The 17,688-nt window shown below is 61.0% G+C and carries 15 protein-coding genes; 11 read left to right on the forward strand and 4 right to left on the reverse strand.

From position 1 onward, the window contains the following. Positions 1–49 precede the first annotated feature (49 nt). The 11 genes from HF945_RS15275 (at position 50) to HF945_RS15325 (ending at position 15,382) form a co-directional block, all read left to right on the forward strand. Positions 50–7,198: an Hpt domain-containing protein gene (locus HF945_RS15275; RefSeq protein ID WP_290523423.1), complete on the forward strand. Its 7,149-nt coding sequence runs from the start codon at positions 50–52 to the stop codon at positions 7,196–7,198. After that, positions 7,195–8,226 (forward strand): chemotaxis protein CheB, encoded by a 1,032-nt coding sequence (locus HF945_RS15280; protein WP_290523424.1) that lies wholly within the window; start codon positions 7,195–7,197, stop codon positions 8,224–8,226. The genes HF945_RS15275 and HF945_RS15280 overlap by 4 nt, the downstream gene beginning before the upstream one ends. A gap of 45 nt (positions 8,227–8,271) precedes the next feature. Then, on the forward strand, positions 8,272–8,721 hold the full coding sequence (locus tag HF945_RS15285) for a chemotaxis protein CheW (RefSeq protein WP_290523425.1): 450 nt from the start codon (positions 8,272–8,274) through the stop codon (positions 8,719–8,721). Then, positions 8,718–9,710 carry an MBL fold metallo-hydrolase gene (locus HF945_RS15290; RefSeq protein WP_290523426.1) on the forward strand — a complete coding sequence of 331 codons (993 nt, stop codon included), beginning with the start codon at positions 8,718–8,720 and terminating at the stop codon, positions 9,708–9,710. Before HF945_RS15285 ends, HF945_RS15290 begins: the two co-directional genes overlap by 4 nt. 11 nt (positions 9,711–9,721) lie before the next feature. Then, positions 9,722–10,723: a lipid A biosynthesis acyltransferase gene (locus HF945_RS15295; protein WP_290523427.1), complete on the forward strand. Its 1,002-nt coding sequence runs from the start codon at positions 9,722–9,724 to the stop codon at positions 10,721–10,723. A 127-nt stretch (positions 10,724–10,850) separates the two neighbouring features. Further along, on the forward strand, positions 10,851–11,339 hold the full coding sequence (locus tag HF945_RS15300) for a peptidylprolyl isomerase (RefSeq protein ID WP_290523428.1): 489 nt from the start codon (positions 10,851–10,853) through the stop codon (positions 11,337–11,339). Between the two features lie 329 nt (positions 11,340–11,668). Further along, on the forward strand, positions 11,669–12,118 hold the full coding sequence (locus tag HF945_RS15305; protein ID WP_290523429.1) for an NfeD family protein: 450 nt from the start codon (positions 11,669–11,671) through the stop codon (positions 12,116–12,118). 28 nt (positions 12,119–12,146) lie between these two features. Beyond that, the gene (locus tag HF945_RS15310) at positions 12,147–13,106 is read left to right on the forward strand and encodes a slipin family protein (RefSeq protein WP_290523430.1); all 960 of its coding nucleotides are present in this window, start codon (positions 12,147–12,149) and stop codon (positions 13,104–13,106) included. Positions 13,107–13,436: 330 nt separating this feature from the next. Beyond that, the gene (gene gloA / locus HF945_RS15315) at positions 13,437–13,985 is read left to right on the forward strand and encodes a lactoylglutathione lyase (RefSeq protein WP_290523431.1); all 549 of its coding nucleotides are present in this window, start codon (positions 13,437–13,439) and stop codon (positions 13,983–13,985) included. Positions 13,986–14,092: 107 nt separating this feature from the next. Further along, the gene (locus HF945_RS15320; protein WP_290523432.1) at positions 14,093–14,581 is read left to right on the forward strand and encodes a helix-turn-helix domain-containing protein; all 489 of its coding nucleotides are present in this window, start codon (positions 14,093–14,095) and stop codon (positions 14,579–14,581) included. A 114-nt stretch (positions 14,582–14,695) separates the two neighbouring features. Beyond that, complete coding sequence (locus HF945_RS15325; protein WP_290523433.1) at positions 14,696–15,382, forward strand: YoaK family protein; 687 nt, start codon at positions 14,696–14,698, stop codon at positions 15,380–15,382. Positions 15,383–15,425: 43 nt separating this feature from the next. Here HF945_RS15325 and HF945_RS15330 read toward each other — a convergent pair whose 3' ends face one another. Genes HF945_RS15330 through HF945_RS15345 form a run of 4 tightly spaced genes read right to left on the reverse strand, consistent with a single transcriptional unit; the run spans position 15,426 to position 17,673 of the window. Continuing rightward, on the reverse strand, positions 15,426–16,013 hold the full coding sequence (locus HF945_RS15330; RefSeq protein ID WP_290523434.1) for a DJ-1/PfpI family protein: 588 nt from the start codon (positions 16,011–16,013) through the stop codon (positions 15,426–15,428). A 27-nt stretch (positions 16,014–16,040) separates the two neighbouring features. After that, a complete protein-coding gene (locus HF945_RS15335; protein ID WP_290523435.1) occupies positions 16,041–16,376 on the reverse strand; it encodes a TfoX/Sxy family protein in 336 nt (111 codons plus the stop codon). 11 nt (positions 16,377–16,387) lie between these two features. Next, the gene (locus HF945_RS15340; RefSeq protein WP_290523436.1) at positions 16,388–17,248 is read right to left on the reverse strand and encodes a DMT family transporter; all 861 of its coding nucleotides are present in this window, start codon (positions 17,246–17,248) and stop codon (positions 16,388–16,390) included. Beyond that, positions 17,245–17,673 carry an MAPEG family protein gene (locus tag HF945_RS15345; RefSeq protein WP_290523437.1) on the reverse strand — a complete coding sequence of 143 codons (429 nt, stop codon included), beginning with the start codon at positions 17,671–17,673 and terminating at the stop codon, positions 17,245–17,247. The genes HF945_RS15340 and HF945_RS15345 overlap by 4 nt, the downstream gene beginning before the upstream one ends. Positions 17,674–17,688: the final 15 nt, after the last annotated feature.

Here is a 17,688-nt window from a genome sequence, read left to right on the forward strand (position 1 = left end):
TTAAAGCCTGCCCACTGAGAAGGCAGGTTGATGTATGACAGGAGACGTCATGAGTGACCGTCACGACTATCTGGCTCTGGACTGGGTTCGCGGGGAAATCCAGGAGACCCTGAACCAGGCGCAGCAGGCACTGGAAGCGTTCGTGGAAAACCCGGACGACGCCACCCGCATGCGTTTTTGCCAGGCACACCTGCATCAGGTGTACGGCACCCTGCAGATGGTCGAATTCTACGGCGCAGCGCTGCTCGCCGAAGAAATGGAAAAGCTGGCCCAGGCCCTGCTGGAAGGCCGTGTCGGCAATGTGAGTGACGGTCAGGAAACCCTGATGCGGGCACTGCTGCAGCTGCCGCCCTATCTGGACCGTGTGGCCAGTAACCGCCGCGATCTGCCGGTAGTCCTGCTGCCACTGCTCAATGACCTGCGCGCCGCCCGCGGCGAATCCCTGCTGTCTGAAACGTCCCTGTTCAAGCCGGATCTCAGTGACGCTACCGGCCAAGGCCAGATTCCCCAGGCGCTGCTCAACGACCCCCGTTTCGCTGCATTGGCCAGAAAGATTCGCCAGATGTTCCAGATCGCTCTGCTGGGCGTGCTGCGCAACGACCGCATGGGTGAGAATCTGGGCTACATGGCCAAGGTGTTCACCAAACTGGAACAGGTCACCGGCGACGCGCCCAGGGCGCCCCTGTGGAGCATCAGTAACGCCCTGGTGGAAGGCCTGGCGGAAGACGCCATCGTACTCGGCACCTCGGTGAAGATGATGCTCGGCCAGGTGGACCGCACCCTGCGTGACCTGACCACCAACGGCGCCGCCAGCCTCAACGAACCGGCGCCCACCGACCTGCTCAAGAACCTGCTCTACTACGTGGCCAAGGCCGAAGTGGACAGCCCGCGCATCCGCAATGTGAAGGCCCGATTCCGCCTGGAGGATGCCCTGCCTTCGGATGACCTGGTCACCGCCGAACGCGAGCGTATGACCGGCCCGGATGCCGAAGCCATGAATTCCGTGGTGATGGCGCTTTCCGAAGAGATCACCACCGTCAAAGATGCCCTGGAAACCTTTGTCCACAACGGTGAACAGGATGCCGCCCAACTGCAGCCCCAGACCGTTACCCTCAAGCAGGTAGCCGACACGGTGGCCGTGTTGGGTCTCGGTCAGCCGCGCAAGCTGGTGGAAGAACAACTGGGCGTGATGGAAGACATCGTGGGCGGCAAACGCCCGGCCGACCGCGACCTGCTGATGGATATCGCCGGGGCCCTGCTTTACGTGGAAGCCACACTGGCCGGCCTCACCGGCAGCGAGCGCCAGGGCAGCGGCGGCGACGAACCGGCCACCATGCCCGGCCATGTGGGCCAGGCCATGGATGCAGTGCTGCGCGAATGCCGTGCCGGGCTGGAAGAAGCCAAGGACGGTATTGTCGAATTCATTGCCTCCCAGTGGAGTACAGAACACCTCACCCCGGTACCGGAGCGACTCAATGCGGTGCGCGGCGGACTGGAGGTGATCCAGCTCAACCGTCCGGCGGTGATCCTGCGTCAGTGTGTGCGCTATATCGAAGAGCAGCTGCTGGAAGCCGACCAGCCCAGACCGGACTGGCGCAGCATGGACACCCTGGCCGATGCCATCACCTCGGTGGAATATTATCTGGAGCGTCTCAGTGATGATCCGGAGACCAGCGATGACATCCTCCAGCTGGCCCGGGCCAGCGTGGATGCGCTGGGCTACCCGCTGGAAAATGACAGCGATTTTGACAACCACGTGGAAGTGGAACGCATCGAGCTGGACGCCGACGTGGCCCACGAGCCGGTCGCAGAGCCAGCTGTTCAGCCAAATGAGATCAGCTCCGTCGCCGAGGCGCCAGCCGCTGACGCCCCCGGTGAAGCGCTCAACGACGACACGCCGGAAACCCCGTCTGCGGACGAAGACACCAGCGCGCTTTCCGAGCCTGCAGCGGACAGTGATACGCCCACTGAAGCGCCAGAGCCGCAAGCGTCCGTCCCGGACAGCGAGCCTGTGCAACCGGCCGCCGCCGAGCCCGAGCAGGACGACGATGACGACCTGATCGATGATGAAATCATCGAGATCTTCCAGGAAGAAGCCGGTGAAGTGCTGGAAGCCCTGGATGAGTACTTTCCGCGCTGGGCCGCCAATACCAGTGATGAGGAATCCCTGGTGGAGTTCCGCCGGGCGTTCCACACTCTGAAAGGCTCCGGCCGCATGGTGGGCGCCATGACCGTGGGCGAGCTGGCCTGGTCGGTGGAAAACATGATGAACCGGGTGATCGACAAGACCATCCAGCCGACCCCGGTACTGATCGAACTGGTACAGACCGTTCGCAACCATATCCAGCCGCTGGTGGATGCCTTCTGCTCCCGTCAGCCGAACCCATTCGACCCGCAGCCGTTGGCGGATGCTGCCGACACCCTGGCCGCCGGTGGCCAGATTGACGCGATACCCACGGTGGGCGACCACGCCGACACCCCGGACGACGCCACGCCGGCGGCCACCGACAGTGACAGTGAAGCGCTGACGGCGGATGACAGCCCTGCGCTCGATGACACGGTAGAGAGCCAGGCGCTGGACAACGAACCCGCCCCGCAAGGCGATGACGACCACGCCATTCAGGATGATGACACCCTGACACTGGACACCCTGCCGGACAGTGACGATGACAGCAGCGTGCCTGCGGTGAGCTGGGATGATGCGGACGACGAGATCACCCTGGAAGCCTTCGACAGCGAAGACGATCTGCAGGAAGACAGTATTACGTTTGAATCCGGCGAGGAGCATGACGCGCAGGGCGAAACGGGCGACGACGACACCCTGGAAATCACAGCCCTGGCCATGGACGAACCCGACCAGGGGGGCACTCCTGAGGTCCTGGACGGTAGCGATGCTCTGGCAGACATACCCGACCTGTCCGGGCAAGAAGACAACGGTGACGCCCCGGATCCGGTACTGCGCGAGATCTTTGCCAGTGAAGCACGCCGCAACCTGAGCCTGGTGAACAACTGGCTCGACTGTCTGGACAGCGACCTCTCGGAACATGACGTGGACGACGAAGTCCACCGCGCCCTGCATACCCTCAAGGGCAGTGCGCGCATGGCGGAAATCGAAGCGGTTGCCGAGCTGGCAGAACCCGCCGAAAAGCTGATCCGTGACCTGATCAGCAACAACCGCCGGGCCACCACTGAACAGGTGGAGTTGATCCGCCAGTCCTGCCAGTTGGTAGAGAATAATCTGGACAGCCTGGACCAGGCTCACCTGCCCGGCGCCGCGCCCCTGATCACCGCCCTGCAACAACAGCGGGACGGCCTGACCGACGACGATACCCCGGCACCGAATACCGACCCGCACATCCTTTCCGTGTTCCTCTCCGAAGGCATGGACCTGATCGTGGACGCGGAACAGTTGCTGTCCCAGTGGGCACAGCACCCCGAGCAGACCGAAGAACTGGTGCGTCTGCGTGACGAACTCAAGCTGTTGGGCAACAGCGCCGCCACGGCGGGGCTCACCGAGATTCACCAGCTGGCGGAAGCCCTGGCTGACACCTACAGTGCCGTGGAGGCACGTCAGCTTGCCTTCAGTGAAGTGCTGTTTGGCCTGGTCAGCGAGGGGCAGGACGCCCTGATGAACATGATGGACTGTCTGGCTGCTGGCCAGACCGTTCGACCCGAGCTGGGACTGGTAGATTCCCTGCGCGAACTCACCGAGAGCGGCCCTGATGATGATGGCCCGGACGGCGGGCTGCCGTTGGACCGCGAAGACGCCGGGACGGAAGATCACAGCAGCCCCATGGCGTCCCCCGCCGGCGACGGCGATTATCAGGCTCATCTGGATCCCGAACTGGTGGCCCTGTTCCTGGAAGAGGCCGAAGAGATCCTGGACACCGCCAGCAACGCCCTGGACCAGTGGGAGCAGGGCGACAGCAGCAATGTGGACAGCCTGCAACGGGACCTGCACACCCTCAAGGGCGGCGCCCGCATGGCGGGGGTGGCCCCGGTGGGTGATCTGGCCCATGAGCTGGAAAATCTCTACGAGGGCTACAACGGCGGACAGCTGGACGCCAACGGCGACCTGTTCGCCCTGCTGCACCGCTGCCATGACAGCCTCGCTGACATGATCGATGCCCTGCGTGCCAACCGCAGCCCGCAGGATGCCCCGGCGCTGGTCAGCGCCATTCAGGCCTATATCAAAGGCGAACCCGCCGCCGATATCACCCCCACTGCCGTATCGCCCGCAGAACAATCTGCCCCTGAACCCGAGCCGGTCAGCCCCGAGCCCGTTGCGGTTGAGGACGCGCCCGACAGCGAGGCACCCCCTCAACCGGAACGCGACCCGGAACTGGTCGAGATCTTTCTGGAAGAGGCGGACGAGATTCTGGAATCTGCCGGTAACAGCCTGGAGCTGTGGATTGGCGAACAGGGCAACCTGATCGAGCTGCAATCCCTGCAACGTGATCTGCACACCCTCAAGGGTGGCGCCCGCATGGCGGAAGTCTCCGAACTGGGGGATCTGGGCCACGAGCTGGAGACCCTCTATGAAGGCCTGGCCCAGAGCCAGCTGGCGGTGGAGCCCAGCCTGCTTGACCTGCTGCACCGCTGTCATGACCGTTTGGCAGAAATGGTGGAAGCGCTGCGTGCCAACCAGCCATTGCCCGGTGGTGAACAGCTGATTCAGTGCATTCACGGCTATGTGGCTGATCCGGCCGGCTTTACCCTGCCAACCCTGTCAGTCGCCACACCGGCTGCCGAGCCCGCCGCAGAACCGGAAGCACCGACCACGACCGTTCCCGCAGAGAACGACATCACGGTGGGCTCCAGTAATCCCGATGACGGAGACTGGCAGCCGGACACCGATCCGGAGATCCTGGAAATCTTCCTTGAGGAATCCGAGGAGCTGTCGGAAATCATCGACGGCAACCTGACCGCCTGGAAAGAACACCCGGAAAGCCGCGATTTCGTGGATGACCTGAAACGCGCCCTGCATACTCTCAAGGGTGGTGCCCGCCTGGCCGGTCTCAAGCAGCTGGGTGATATCAGCCACGATTTCGAAGCCTACCTGCTGGATCTGGACAAGCGCACCGGCGCCCCCGCCCTGGAGGATTTCCAACCCATGCTCGACTGGCACGACCAGATCAGTCGTGGCATGGAAACCGTGGCGAAGCGTGCACGGGCTACCCAGGCCGCCAAGCCGGCTGCTCCCGCAGAACCCGAGGCCGTGAGTGGCGAATTGATGCCCTCCCCGGCCAAACCGGAGCCTCAACAGGCCAAGCAGGACGACCGCCGTCAGCGCCAGAATCAGGCCCAGCCCCAGGAAATGGTGCGGGTAGGCGCGGATGTACTGGAAGCACTGGTTAACCTGGCCGGGGAAACCTCCATCAACCGTGGCCGGGTAGAGCAGGGGCTTACCGAGTTCACCTTCAACGTAGAGGAAATGGGTAACACCGTTCAGCGCCTCTACGAACAGCTGCGCCGTCTGGATTCAGAAACCGAAGCGCAGATCATGTCCAATTATCAGCAGGGCGTGGATCGGGGCGAATTCGACGAAGACTTCGACCCCCTGGAAATGGATCAGTACTCGGAACTGCACCAGATTACCAAGCAGCTGTCGGAATCCGCCTCTGACTTGCTGGATTTGAAGAACACCCTGCTGGACCGCACCAAGGACACGGAAACCCTGCTGTTGCAGCAATCACGGATCAACACCGAGCTGCAGGAAAAGCTCATGCGCACCCGCATGGTACCCTTCAGCCGCCTGGTGCCACGTCTGCGCCGTATCGTCCGGCAGATTTCCGGGGAAGTGGGCAAGCGTGTGGAGTTCGACGTACTCAATCCGGAAGGCGAACTGGACCGCTCACTCATGGAGCGTGTGGTTGCCCCGCTGGAACACATGCTGCGTAACGCCGTGGACCATGGCATCGAAACCGCCGAAGGCCGCCAGAGCGCCGGCAAGGACAGCACCGGGCGGGTCAACCTGGAGTTGACCCGGGAAGGGGGTGAGGTAGTGATCATCCTGTCCGATGACGGCAAGGGGATCGACACCGACGCGGTCCGCAAGAAAGCGGTTGAGCGTGGACTGATCGCCGAGGACGCCCAGGTATCCGAACAGGAAATCCAGCAGTTCATCTTCCATGCGGGTTTCTCCACCGCCGCCGCCGTGACCCAGATTTCCGGTCGGGGCGTGGGCATGGACGTGGTCGCCAGCGAGATCAAACAAATGGGCGGCTCGGTGACCATCGATTCTCACAAGGGGCAGGGCACCCGCTTCATCGTGCGTTTGCCGTTCACCCTGGCCATGAACCGGGCCCTGATGGTGAAGGCCGGCGAAGATAGCTACGCCATTCCGCTGAACCAGATTGAAGGTATCGTACGGATCAGCCCGTTCGAACTGCAGCACTACTTCAGCGAAGAAGAACCGGTTTACACCTATGTGGGCCAGGACTACGAACTGCAGTATCTGGGCAACTTTGTCCACGGCACTCGCGCCCCCAACCTTGAACACCAGACCACGCCCATGCCGGTATTGCTGATCCGCAGCACCGAACATACCGTGGCCATCGTGGTGGACGACCTGGTGGGCTCCCGGGAAGTGGTAGTGAAATCCGTGGGCCCGCAGCTGGCCAGTGTGGCCGGCATCAGTGGTGCCACCATTCTCGGGGATGGTTCGGTGGTGATCATTCTCGATATTCACTCCCTGATCCGTGCCGCCCACGTACAGATTCCCACCCTGCCGGTGGCAGAGCAGGAGCAAGAGCTGGAACCGCAACCGACTCTGCCTGAAGAGGCAGAGCCGGAGACCCGTGGTCGCGATACCCCGCTGGTGATGGTCACCGATGACTCGGTGACCGTGCGTAAGGTCACCACCCGGTTGCTGGAGCGGAATGGCTACGAAGTGGTCACTGCCAAGGACGGGATGGACGCCATTGCCAAGCTGGAAGACTTCCGCCCGGATCTCATGCTGCTGGATATCGAGATGCCACGCATGGATGGTTTCGAAGTGGCCACCCACGTGCGCCACGACAGCCGCCTGAAGGACGTGCCGATCATCATGATCACCTCGCGGACCGGCGAAAAGCACCGCGATCGAGCCTTCGATATCGGTGTGAACTGCTACATGGGCAAGCCCTTCCAGGAGAACGAACTGCTGTCCACCATCCGTGAACTGCTCGGCGAGCTGCAGGAAACGTCCGAGGGATGACCAACGCCGCCCGCGTCGGCGTCATTGCCGACAGCACACTGCAGGGCCATCTGCTCTCCAGCGCAGTGAAGGCGCAGGGCTACCGGGTGGTGGTCAACACCGACCCGGGCAATCTGGAAACACGCTGGTACCGCGACGATGCCCTGGACTTGTGGGTTGTGGATCTCTCCAGCGAAGACCGCTGGCAGGACTTTCTGGATACGCTGCTGGAAGAAGCCAGCGCCCCGATTCTGTTCTGTGACGGCCAGGCCCCGTCTCGCACCGACGCCGGTTATCCCCGCTGGGAGCGCCGGCTGGTCACTAAAGTAGTGGATTATATCGGCAAGCCGCAGGTACAGGAGCGGCTCGATATCATTCCGCAACGCACACCCAAGGCCCGTATCCCGGAGCCCCGGGAATTCCAGTCCATCATGCCGGCCAACCGTCCCCAGCGCGTCTGGGTACTGGGAGCCAGCCTGGGCGGGCCAGCAGCGGTGAAGGAATTTCTGGACTGTCTGCCGGCCAATCTGCCGGTGGCGTTCGTGCTTGCCCAGCACATTGATGCCAGCTTTCTGGAAACCCTGTGCAGTGTGCTCAGCCGGGATAACAACATCAGTTGCAAGGTGGGCGTGGATGGCGAAGCCCTGCGCCATGGCGAAGTGGCCATCGCCCCGGTGGAATATGCCGTCAGTTTCCGTCACGACGGCCGCATCCAGTCCACCGGTCAGGACTGGGAGGGCCCCTATGCGCCCTCCATTGATCAGGTGATCCAGCAGGTAAGCGACGGTTTCGGACAACAGGCCGGCGGTGCCATCCTGTTTTCCGGCATGGGCAATGACGGCGCCATCGCCGCGCCCAGGCTGGCCGCCACCGGTCGCCCGGTGTGGGCGCAGAGCAGTGACACCTGTGCCTGCAGCAGCCAGCCTGACTCCGTGCGTGAAACCGGTTGCGTCAGTTTCAGTGGCTCGCCGGAGCAACTTGCGCAGCAACTGGTAGAACAGGTAAGAAGAGAATTAAACAACGCCGAAAGCCTGACGCCTGACGCCTGACGAAGGCACGTACCATCAAGGTCCGGCTTACATTTGAGGTTGATTATGAGCAGTTTGCCTACGGAAATTTCCAGTCTGCTGATCCCCATGCAGGGGCGCCCATGGCTGGTGCCCAACATCGTGGTGGCAGAGGTGATTCCCCTGCGCCAGCCGGATCGTCCCGGCCACGGCCCGGAATGGTTGCTTGGCTGGCTCAGCTGGCGGGACCAGAACATTCCACTGGTGTCTTTCGAGCGCCTCAATGAATCCGGCCAGATCACCATTGGTCAGGACGCCCGTATCGCCGTACTCAACACCATCGCCGGCAAGCGCCCCTTCTATGCGGTGATCGTGCAGGGCATTCCCAGACTGATCAAGGTGGGCAAGGACGACCCGGTGGAAGAGCCCGTGGACACAGGCCCGGCAGAATCCATGTACATCCAGGTGGCCGGTGACCTGGCGGTAATCCCGGATCTGGACGCCATTGAAGGTGCCGTGTCCGGTCTGCAGACATGATCGACCGGGAGCGCCTTGCCGCCCTGGCCGCCGAACAACCGGAGCGCCCGGGCGCATACCGAAACCTCTATGCAACACCCCACCACGGGCTGCGCGACTTCCTGCGCTGGCAATGGGATAGCCGCGGCCAGTTCCCGCGCCACCAGTCATTCCCGCAACAGACCCCGGATCCCGCCCGGCTGGCCGCACCCGGACCGCAACCGCAATTGACCTGGATCGGCCACTCCACCTTCCTGTTTCAGTACAAGGGCTGGAACCTGCTGACCGACCCGGTGTTTTCCGAGCGCTGTTCGCCATTCACCTTTGCCGGCCCGAAACGGGCTGTGCCTGCGGCCCTGACCATCGACCAACTGCCGCCGATCAATGCGGTGCTGGTATCGCACAACCATTACGACCATCTGGACAAGGCCTCGGTAAAACAGCTTCAGGCCCGTTTCGGCAAGGACATCCTCTGGTTCGCACCGCTGGGGGTAGCCAGCTGGCTACGCAAGCTGGGGGTGGAGCGCATTATCGAGCTGGGCTGGTGGCAGAGCGAATTTCATGGTCAGGTTGAAGCGTTCTGCCTGCCCGCCCAGCACTTCAGTGGGCGCGGCCCCGGTGACCATAATCGTAGCCTGTGGTGCAGCTGGCGTCTGGCATTTCCTGACTTCTCATTGTATTTTGCCGGCGATACTGGCTATGCCCCCCTGTTCGGGGACATCGGCGATATCTTCGGCCCGGTGGATCTGGCACTGCTGCCGATCGGCGCCTACGAACCCCGCTGGTTCATGTCGCCTGTCCACATTAACCCGGCCGAAGCCGTGCGGATCCACAAGGACATCCAGGCGAAGCAGTCCGTAGCCATGCACTGGGGCACCTTCGTGCTCACCGATGAGCCCATGGATGCACCGCCCAAGGCACTGAAGCTGGCCATGGAGAGCCATTCGATTCATCCGGATCACTTTCGGGTACCGCAACACGGCGAAACCCTGATTCTGCAGCAGGATTGATAACCGACATCATGAGTAAACAATCCCAGGGCCGTCACCTTTGGGTGGTGGTCCGCCTTCTGGCCTGGCTTCCACTGCCACTGGTGACCGCTTTCGGCGCCCTTGTAGCCACCCTGATCACCCTGGTGCCGCTGCGCTATGCCAGCGCCTACCGGGTAGTCCTGATCAATCTGCTGGCCACCCACCCGGACATGAGTCTGGCAGAAGCCAAGCGCATCGGCCGCAAGAGCATGGCCGAACTGGGCCGCACCCTGACCGAATTCAGCCATGTCTGGCATCGGCCGGTGGCACAGACCCTTTCGCGGGTAACCCACCTCCATGGTGAATCCGCTTTTCTTGCCGCCACCGCCAGCGAACGACCCGTGCTACTGCTGTCATTGCACCAGGGCAGCTGGGAAATCAGCAACCTCTATCTGGGCGACAAAACCGACCCCGGCAAGACCCTGATCATGTATCAGCCCCATCCGGCCACCCTGATGGATGCCATGGTCAAGGCGGCCCGAGAGCGAACCGGCTCGGTGCTGATCCCCACCAACAGTCAGGGCGTCAAACAGGCACTGGCCGCCATGAAGAATGGTGGCACCCTGGGCATTCTCTCCGATCACAACCCGGGCAATCGCAGTAACCCCTCGGTCCCATTCTTTGGTTACGACGTGCCCACCCCGGCGCTGATCGACAAGCTGGTGCAACGCTACCGCCCGCACGTGTTCATCGTCTCCTGTAACCGTGGCGAAGGCGGGGTCAAGGATATCCATGTGCACTTCGAGCCGGCCCCGGCCATCGAACAGGCCAGCGACACCACCGAGATTCTCACGGAAATGAATGCCGGACTGCAGCGCTGCATCGAGCGCAACCTGCCCCAGTACCAGTGGACCTACAAGCGATTCAAATGGAGCTCCCAAGGCAGACGTAACTGGTACCGCCAGTCCAACCGTCTGCTGGCCGATATCGCCGCCGGCAAGGACCGCAAAGCGCTGGGGCTGCACCCGGAGACGGAAAGGCCAGACGCCTGACGTTTGATGCCTGACGCGACAGACGTCGAGCATCAGTTCCATCAAACCATTGCCCCTGCCGGGTGGGGGCGGCAAAATGCTTCGCCATTGCTGAGCAACCGCATCAGGCCCACTTCCGGAGAGCGCCATGACCATCGAAAAAGGCAAGGTCGTCACCCTGCATTACCAGCTGTTCAACGCCGAAGACGGCAGCGAGATCGAGAACTCCCAGACTACCGGTGAGCCCATGGCATACCTGCATGGTTACAACAACATCATCGCCGGGCTGGAAAGCGCACTGGAAGGCAAAAACAGTGGCGAGCAGGTGGATGTGACCATCGAGGCCAAGGATGCCTACGGCGAGTACGACAACACCCTTTTCCAGCGCATCTCCCGCAAATACCTCAAGCACGCCGGCAAACTGACCCCGGGCAAGGTGGTCACTGTCAGCACCGAAGAAGGCCCGCGCATGTTGACGGTTCTGAAGGTCGGTCTGAAAACCGTGGATGTGGATGCCAACCATCCCCTGGCCGGCAAGGCCCTGCGCTTCGTGGTGGACATCACCGAGATCCGTGATGCCAGCGAAGAAGAAATCGCCCACAAGCATGCGCATGGGGTAGGCGGGCACAACCATTGAGTTGAAAGTTAAAAGTTCAAAGTTGAAAAGCGCGACCGGGGAGGCGGCAGTAATCGAAATCGCCTTCCCCGCGCTGCAGCCGCCAAGCCTGCATGCGCGACTCGGGCATCTCCGCCAGCGAACAGCTTTCCCGCGTTGAATCCTGCTTCTCCCCACATCCCCCTCGCGGGCACAGCCGCTCCGAACCAAACACCCGATCCCGCGCCTTTGAACTTTCAACTTTCAACTTTCAACTTTCAACTCGTCCCCATTTTCAGCCTTTTCCTACCTACAACACCGCTCTTTCGTGCTATCTTACTCATCCAAAAGCATGAGAAGAGGGCACAGGAATGCCGGAATATAGTTACTGGATTATCGCCGGTCTGGTGTTGGTGATCGGGGAGTTTGTGGTCTCCGGCCTGGTGGTGATTTTCTTCGGTATCGCAGCCCTGATCGTGGGCAGCCTCAAATTCCTGGGCCTGCTCGATGACACCACCTGGGAGCTCACCCTGTTTGCGGTGCTCAGCCTGCTCTCCCTGCTCTTTGTACGCCGCTATTTCAGCGACAAGCTGATGGGCAAGGAACGGGAAGGCAACGGCAATGAAGACAGTGCCGGTCTGATTGGTCAGCGAGCTACCGTGGCCGAAGCCTTCAAGGACGGCACCGGCAGTGTCAACTATCGTGGCGCCCGCTGGCAGGCACAGAGCAGCCAGCCACTGGAAGCCGGACAGATGGTGCGTATTACCCAACACGAAGGTCTGTGGCTGACGGTAGAGCCCTGGACCAACACCCCCACCTGAAACACTCTACAACAAGGAAGCTTTACCCATGGCAGGATTAATCATTTCCGGACTGTTTGCACTGGGCGCTGTCGTGCTGCTGTTCATGGTCATCCGCATCGTGCCCCAGCGGCAGGTTTTTGTGGTGGAACGTCTGGGCAAATTCCAGACCTCCCTGGATGCCGGCATGCACTTCCTGATGCCGTTTATCGACCGTGTGGCCTACAAACATTCCCTGAAAGAAATTGTTCGCGACGTGCCGCGTCAAAGCTGTATCACCAAGGACAACATCGAAGTCTCTATCGATGGCGTCATGTACCTGCAGGTAATCGACCCGAAGGCCGCCAGCTACGGTGTAGATGATTACGTGCTGGCAGCCCAGCAACTGGCCCAGACCACCCTGCGTTCGGTGATCGGTAAAATCGATCTGGACAAGACCTTCGAGGAACGTGGCGAGATCAACATGGAAGTGGTGAAAGCGGTGGACGAAGCTGCCCAGCCCTGGGGGGTGAAAGTCCTGCGTTACGAGGTGGCCGACATCAACCTGCCGGTGTCCATCAAGGACGCCATGGAGAAACAGGTGCGTGCCGAGCGGGAACGTCGCGCCGTGGTGGCGGAATCCGAGGGTGAGCGCCAGGCCGCCATCAACCGTTCCGAAGGTGACCGCCAGGCAGCCATCAACCGTTCGGAAGGGGAAAAGCAGGAGATGATCAACATCTCCGAAGGTGAAAAGATGAAGCAGATCAACGAAGCGGAAGGTCGCGCCAAGCAGATCGAGCTGGTGGCCCTGGCCACCGCCAAGGGTCTCAACATGGTGGCCCGTGCCGTGAAGGAAGACGGCGGTCAGGAAGCCGTCAGCCTGCGCATCGCCGAGCAGTATGTGGCCGCCTTCGAAAAAGTGGCCAAGGAATCCACCACCATGCTGCTGCCCAACGGGCTCAGCGATATCGGTGGCGCCGTGGCCGGCCTGCAAAAAGTGCTCAAGACCGTGGACAACACCCCGGGCTGAGGAGCGAGTTTAAAGTTCAAAGTTGAAAAGCGCGACCGGGGAACAGGTGGTAATCGAGACCGCCGTCCCCGCGCCGCAGCCGCCAGGCCTGCGTGCGCGACTCTGGCATCTCAGCCAGCGAACGGCTTTCCCGCTTTGAAACTTGAACCTTGCAGCTTGAATCTTGCTTCTCTCACATCCCCTCGCGGACACAGCCTCACCGTACAAAACACCTCACCCCGCGCTTTTCAACTTTGAACTTTAAACTTTCAACTCACCCCCAAAGCTTGCAATCCGCCCCTCACATCCCCATATCCTGTAGCCCCTTTCCCGAAAGCCTCAGGAGCCCCCATGTCCCGCCATTTTGAGAAAGCCGAAGGCCTGTTCGAACACCCCGACGAAGTCACCCACGAATACCTGTTCAACCAGACCATGCTGCGCATCAAGGACCCCAAGCGAAGCCTGGATTTCTATACCCGGGTGCTGGGCATGCGGCTGGTTCGCAAGATCGACTTCCCGGAGATGCAGTTCAGCCTCTATTTCCTCGGCTACCTGAGCGAAGAAGAAGCAGGCCAGGTGCCACCTGATGATGCCAAACGACTCACTTTTACCTTCGGCCGCGAGGCCATGCTGGAGCTAACCCATAACTGGGGTACGGAAGAAGACGATGACTTTGCCTACCACGATGGCAACGCCCAGCCCCAGGGGTTTGGCCATATTGGCATCACCGTGCCGGATGTTTACGAGGCAGCTGAGCGCTTTGAAAAAATGAAGGTGGAATTCATCAAACGCCCCGACGACGGCAAGATGAAGGGGCTGGCCTTTATCAAGGACCCGGACGGTTACTGGATCGAAATCCTGCAGGCCGACATGCTGGAAAAGCAGCAACAGAACGGCTGATTTCATGTCATTTTTTTGACAGAAAAAAGGTTGTTTGCCCCTCTGACCAGTTGTCCCTAAGGTGAGGTTTTGGCTGTTATCAGCAAGACTTTCCGAGGGGACACACCGTGGCCAACACTTCCTTACTGACCGCACAACAGCGCAAAGCCTGCCAGGGTCGCGCCAACCAACCTGCACCCAATGGCCCGCGCGCCAAGGCACTTTTAGCGCTCGACAAAGGCAGCACCCAGCAGCAGGCCGCCGACGAAGCCGGCCTGTCCCTGGGTCAGGTGCGCTATTGCCTGCGTCGCTTTCGCAACGTGGCAATGGCCCTGTTCGACGCACCCACGCCCAGCGAAAGCAAACCCGCCGTCAAGACCGTTGCCCCTTCCCCAGAAGAAAAGACTGAACACAAGCCCGACAAAGGCAGCAAAAAATCCAAAGACACCAAGTCAGGCAAGAAAGGCAAAGGCAAAGGCAAAAAGTTGAAGCCGATCAAGCCCAAAGCCGACAAGGGCGACAAAAAAGACAAAAAGAAAGACAAAAAATCAGACAAGTCAGCCGGAAAAAAGGGCAAGAAAGACAGCAGCAAAAAAGGCAAAAAGAAAAAGAAATGAGCTGACGCCTGACGCCTGACGCCAATGATAAAACCGTAGGGCGGAAATGCCTGCAAGGCATCTCCGCCATGCTTTTCAGGGTTAGCTTGCGACACCCCGTGCTAGACTGCGGTTTTGATCATCAGCCATTGGGGGAATGTGGTGCTGACTCGGTTACCGCCCTGGGTCGAAGTCGGGGCCTTTCTTCTTGCCTTTCTCGCCGGCAGCGTCAACGCCGTGGGGCTGCTGGGATTCAGCCACCAGTCCGTGTCGCATCTTACCGGTACTTCCTCATTGCTAGGCCTGGCGCTGGCGGATCTGGACCTGTCCGTGGCCCTGCACTTGCTATTGACCCTGCTCAGCTTTCTCGCCGGCTCCGCCCTCAGCGGCTTGCTGATCACCAGTACCGCTCTGAAGCTGGGTCGCCATTACGGGTTTTCCCTGCTGATAGAAGCCGGACTACTGATCCTTGCCATGGTGTCACTGCAGCGGGGAAGCGATCTGGGTATCTATCTTGCGTCCATGGCCTGCGGGCTGCAGAACGCCATGGTGACCACCTACAGTGGCTCCATCATCCGCACCACCCACCTGTCAGGGATCTTCACCGACCTGGGCATCATGCTGGGCAACTGGCTACGGGGTACGCCACTGGATGCCCGGCGCTTGTGGTTGTTTCTGTTGCTGATCGCAGGCTTTATCTGTGGCGGGGTGCTGGGCACCTTACTGTTCCGCCAGCTGCACTTTGTCGCCCTGATGGTTCCGGCAACCCTGGCCGCAAGCCTGGCGGTGATCTACTGGGGCTACAGCCGCCGCCGTGACTGAACGCGGCATAGAGGGCCCCGCCTGGTCCACCCCGGCACGATGACTACTCACTGGCAATCTGCAACCACTCGTAATCCATCTGTCTGGCGGTCTTCTCCGCCAGCTCCCGGCTATGCAGTTTCGCCACCAGATGCAAGCTCATGTCGATGCCCGCGGAAATGCCTGCCGAAGTAATTCGGTTACCATCTTCTACCCAGCGAATATTTTCCTGTACCTGCAACGCCGGAAAACGACGGTGCAGATCCGGAAGATCTTCCCAATGGGTGGTGACCTTTTCGGTACTCAACAGACCCGCTTCGGCCAGCAAGAAGGCGCCGGTGCAAACCGAGGTCACCCAGCTGGCCTTCTCACCGGCACGGCGAATGGCTTCCAGCAACGTACGATTATTCAGCGCCCAGGTGTGCACCCCGCCACTGACCAGCAGCACATCCAGCCGGGGATGGTTATTGAGGGTGAAATGGCTGTTGACGCTGAGACCGCCGCGGGCATTGACGGTCTGCCGTTCGCTGATCAGGCAGACAGCCCAAGGCTTTTCCTCGCACAGGCGCGCGGCAGTGGCAAAGACCTCATAGGGACCGGCGAAATCGAGCACTTCCGCTTCATCGTAAATCACAATGCCGATCTGGCGCATTGAATACTCCTGCAACCGTCGGAGTCGTTATTTGGCGGGCAGGGTGCGAACAAAGTCGAAACAACGCACCAACCAACGTGTCATTTCATCCTCTTCCGCCAGCACCGCGCTGTCCACCATGATCATGCCCCGCAAGGGTCGGCCGGTAAAATCCATTTCCCTGGCACCAGGCTCACCCAACAGGGAGACATAGGCCGCGGGGCCCACCCTGGCCAGCAGGTCATCACCCAGTATCCCGCAGCACATGTTTCCCGCGATCATAAAACACAGACCGCCGAACATCCGTTTCTCATCCGGCAGGCCACCGCAAACCGTCTGCAAACCTTCGCGTACTCGTTCAGCCAGTTCCCTGTCGAATGCCATAGCCCGCTTCCCTATTCCGTACGGCTCACGCCGGCGCCGCGAATCACCAGGGCAATCCCGCCGAGGATAGCAAGCGAGGCCAGCAGCAGTCGCCCTGTTAACGGCTCACCCAGCCACAGCACCCCTGCCAACGCCGCCAACACCGGTACGCTGAGCTGTACCGTAGCGGCCGTTGAGCTCGCCAGTGATGGCAAGGCCAGATACCAGACGGCATAACCCGCCCCGGAGGCCAACGCACCGGACAGGATCGCATACACCAGGCCCATGGATTGGGGCGCCGGTAGCGGCCAGGCTACCAACGCCAGCGGCAACAACCAGAGCAACGAACGCAGGAAGTTACCGGCAGTTTCTGCGGTGGCGTCCGATGCCTTCTTGCCGCGGAGCGAATAGATACCCCAACCCATGCCGGCCAGCAGCATCAACAGGGCAGAGGGCAGATCCGGGGCGCTGGCACCCGGCAACAGCAGCAGTAACAAACCCGCCAGGGCCAGCAACAAGCCTGCCCATTGCCAGCCGGCCAGGCGCTCCCCGCGCACCAGTCCCACTCCGATCATGGTGGCCTGCACCATGGCAAACAGCAGCAGGGCACCGGTGCCGGTATCCAGTACCACATAGGCAAAGGAAAAACCCGCGGCATAGACAAACAAGGCCGAGGCGGACAGCACGCTGCCAGCACGCCATACAGCCGCCATGCTGCGATCACGCAGGGTCACGATCAGCACCAGCATCAGGGCTCCCGACAGCAACCTCAGGCCCGTGAAGCTGGCCGGGTCGATAGCGTCATTACGCAGGGCCAGCCGACACAGTACCGAGTTGGCGGCAAAGGCCAGCATGGCCAATGCCGTTAGCCACAAAGGGTACCGCGGGTTCACCAGAGCACGATCCGCAGGGCGTTGAAGGTCAGGCCAATCAGTGCCAACGATGACAAAAGAAACAGCAGGAATCGAACTTCGATCTTGTTCACTACCGCCTGCAGGATCGAGTGAGCAATGCGGATCCCCACATAGGCCCAGGCCAGCACCAGGTTGATGCCCTCGCCATAACCCAACAAGGCCAGCGCCAGGACGATGGCGTAGAACACCGTGGGCTGTTCCATCAAGTGATTATAGTTGTCCGCCTTCCAGCGCACAGAGGCCGGCAGGGTGTTCATTTGCTCACCACGGGGGGCATTGGGATCCGGCTTCATGTCCATGGCCATCATGGCCGGCAGGCGGGTCACATACATCCACAGCCACATGACCATGGACCAGGCAACCAGCACCACTAGCGGCGTCAGGATCGGAATGGAGATCAACATATCAGTCTTCCTGTT

This window comes from Alcanivorax sp. (genome assembly GCF_017794965.1).
Taxonomy (GTDB): Bacteria; Pseudomonadota; Gammaproteobacteria; order Pseudomonadales; family Alcanivoracaceae; genus Alcanivorax.

Coding starts and splice junctions, on each gene's coding strand:
- HF945_RS15290 (WP_290523426.1), top strand. CDS start 8,718: ATGATCGACCGGGAGCGCCTTGCCGCCCTGGCCGCCGAACAACCGGAG.
- HF945_RS15305 (WP_290523429.1), top strand. CDS start 11,669: ATGCCGGAATATAGTTACTGGATTATCGCCGGTCTGGTGTTGGTGATC.
- HF945_RS15300 (WP_290523428.1), top strand. CDS start 10,851: ATGACCATCGAAAAAGGCAAGGTCGTCACCCTGCATTACCAGCTGTTC.
- HF945_RS15310 (WP_290523430.1), top strand. CDS start 12,147: ATGGCAGGATTAATCATTTCCGGACTGTTTGCACTGGGCGCTGTCGTG.
- HF945_RS15275 (WP_290523423.1), top strand. CDS start 50: ATGAGTGACCGTCACGACTATCTGGCTCTGGACTGGGTTCGCGGGGAA.
- HF945_RS15280 (WP_290523424.1), top strand. CDS start 7,195: ATGACCAACGCCGCCCGCGTCGGCGTCATTGCCGACAGCACACTGCAG.
- HF945_RS15330 (WP_290523434.1), bottom strand. CDS start 16,013: ATGCGCCAGATCGGCATTGTGATTTACGATGAAGCGGAAGTGCTCGAT.
- HF945_RS15345 (WP_290523437.1), bottom strand. CDS start 17,673: ATGTTGATCTCCATTCCGATCCTGACGCCGCTAGTGGTGCTGGTTGCC.
- gloA (WP_290523431.1), top strand. CDS start 13,437: ATGTCCCGCCATTTTGAGAAAGCCGAAGGCCTGTTCGAACACCCCGAC.
- HF945_RS15335 (WP_290523435.1), bottom strand. CDS start 16,376: ATGGCATTCGACAGGGAACTGGCTGAACGAGTACGCGAAGGTTTGCAG.
- HF945_RS15285 (WP_290523425.1), top strand. CDS start 8,272: ATGAGCAGTTTGCCTACGGAAATTTCCAGTCTGCTGATCCCCATGCAG.
- HF945_RS15295 (WP_290523427.1), top strand. CDS start 9,722: ATGAGTAAACAATCCCAGGGCCGTCACCTTTGGGTGGTGGTCCGCCTT.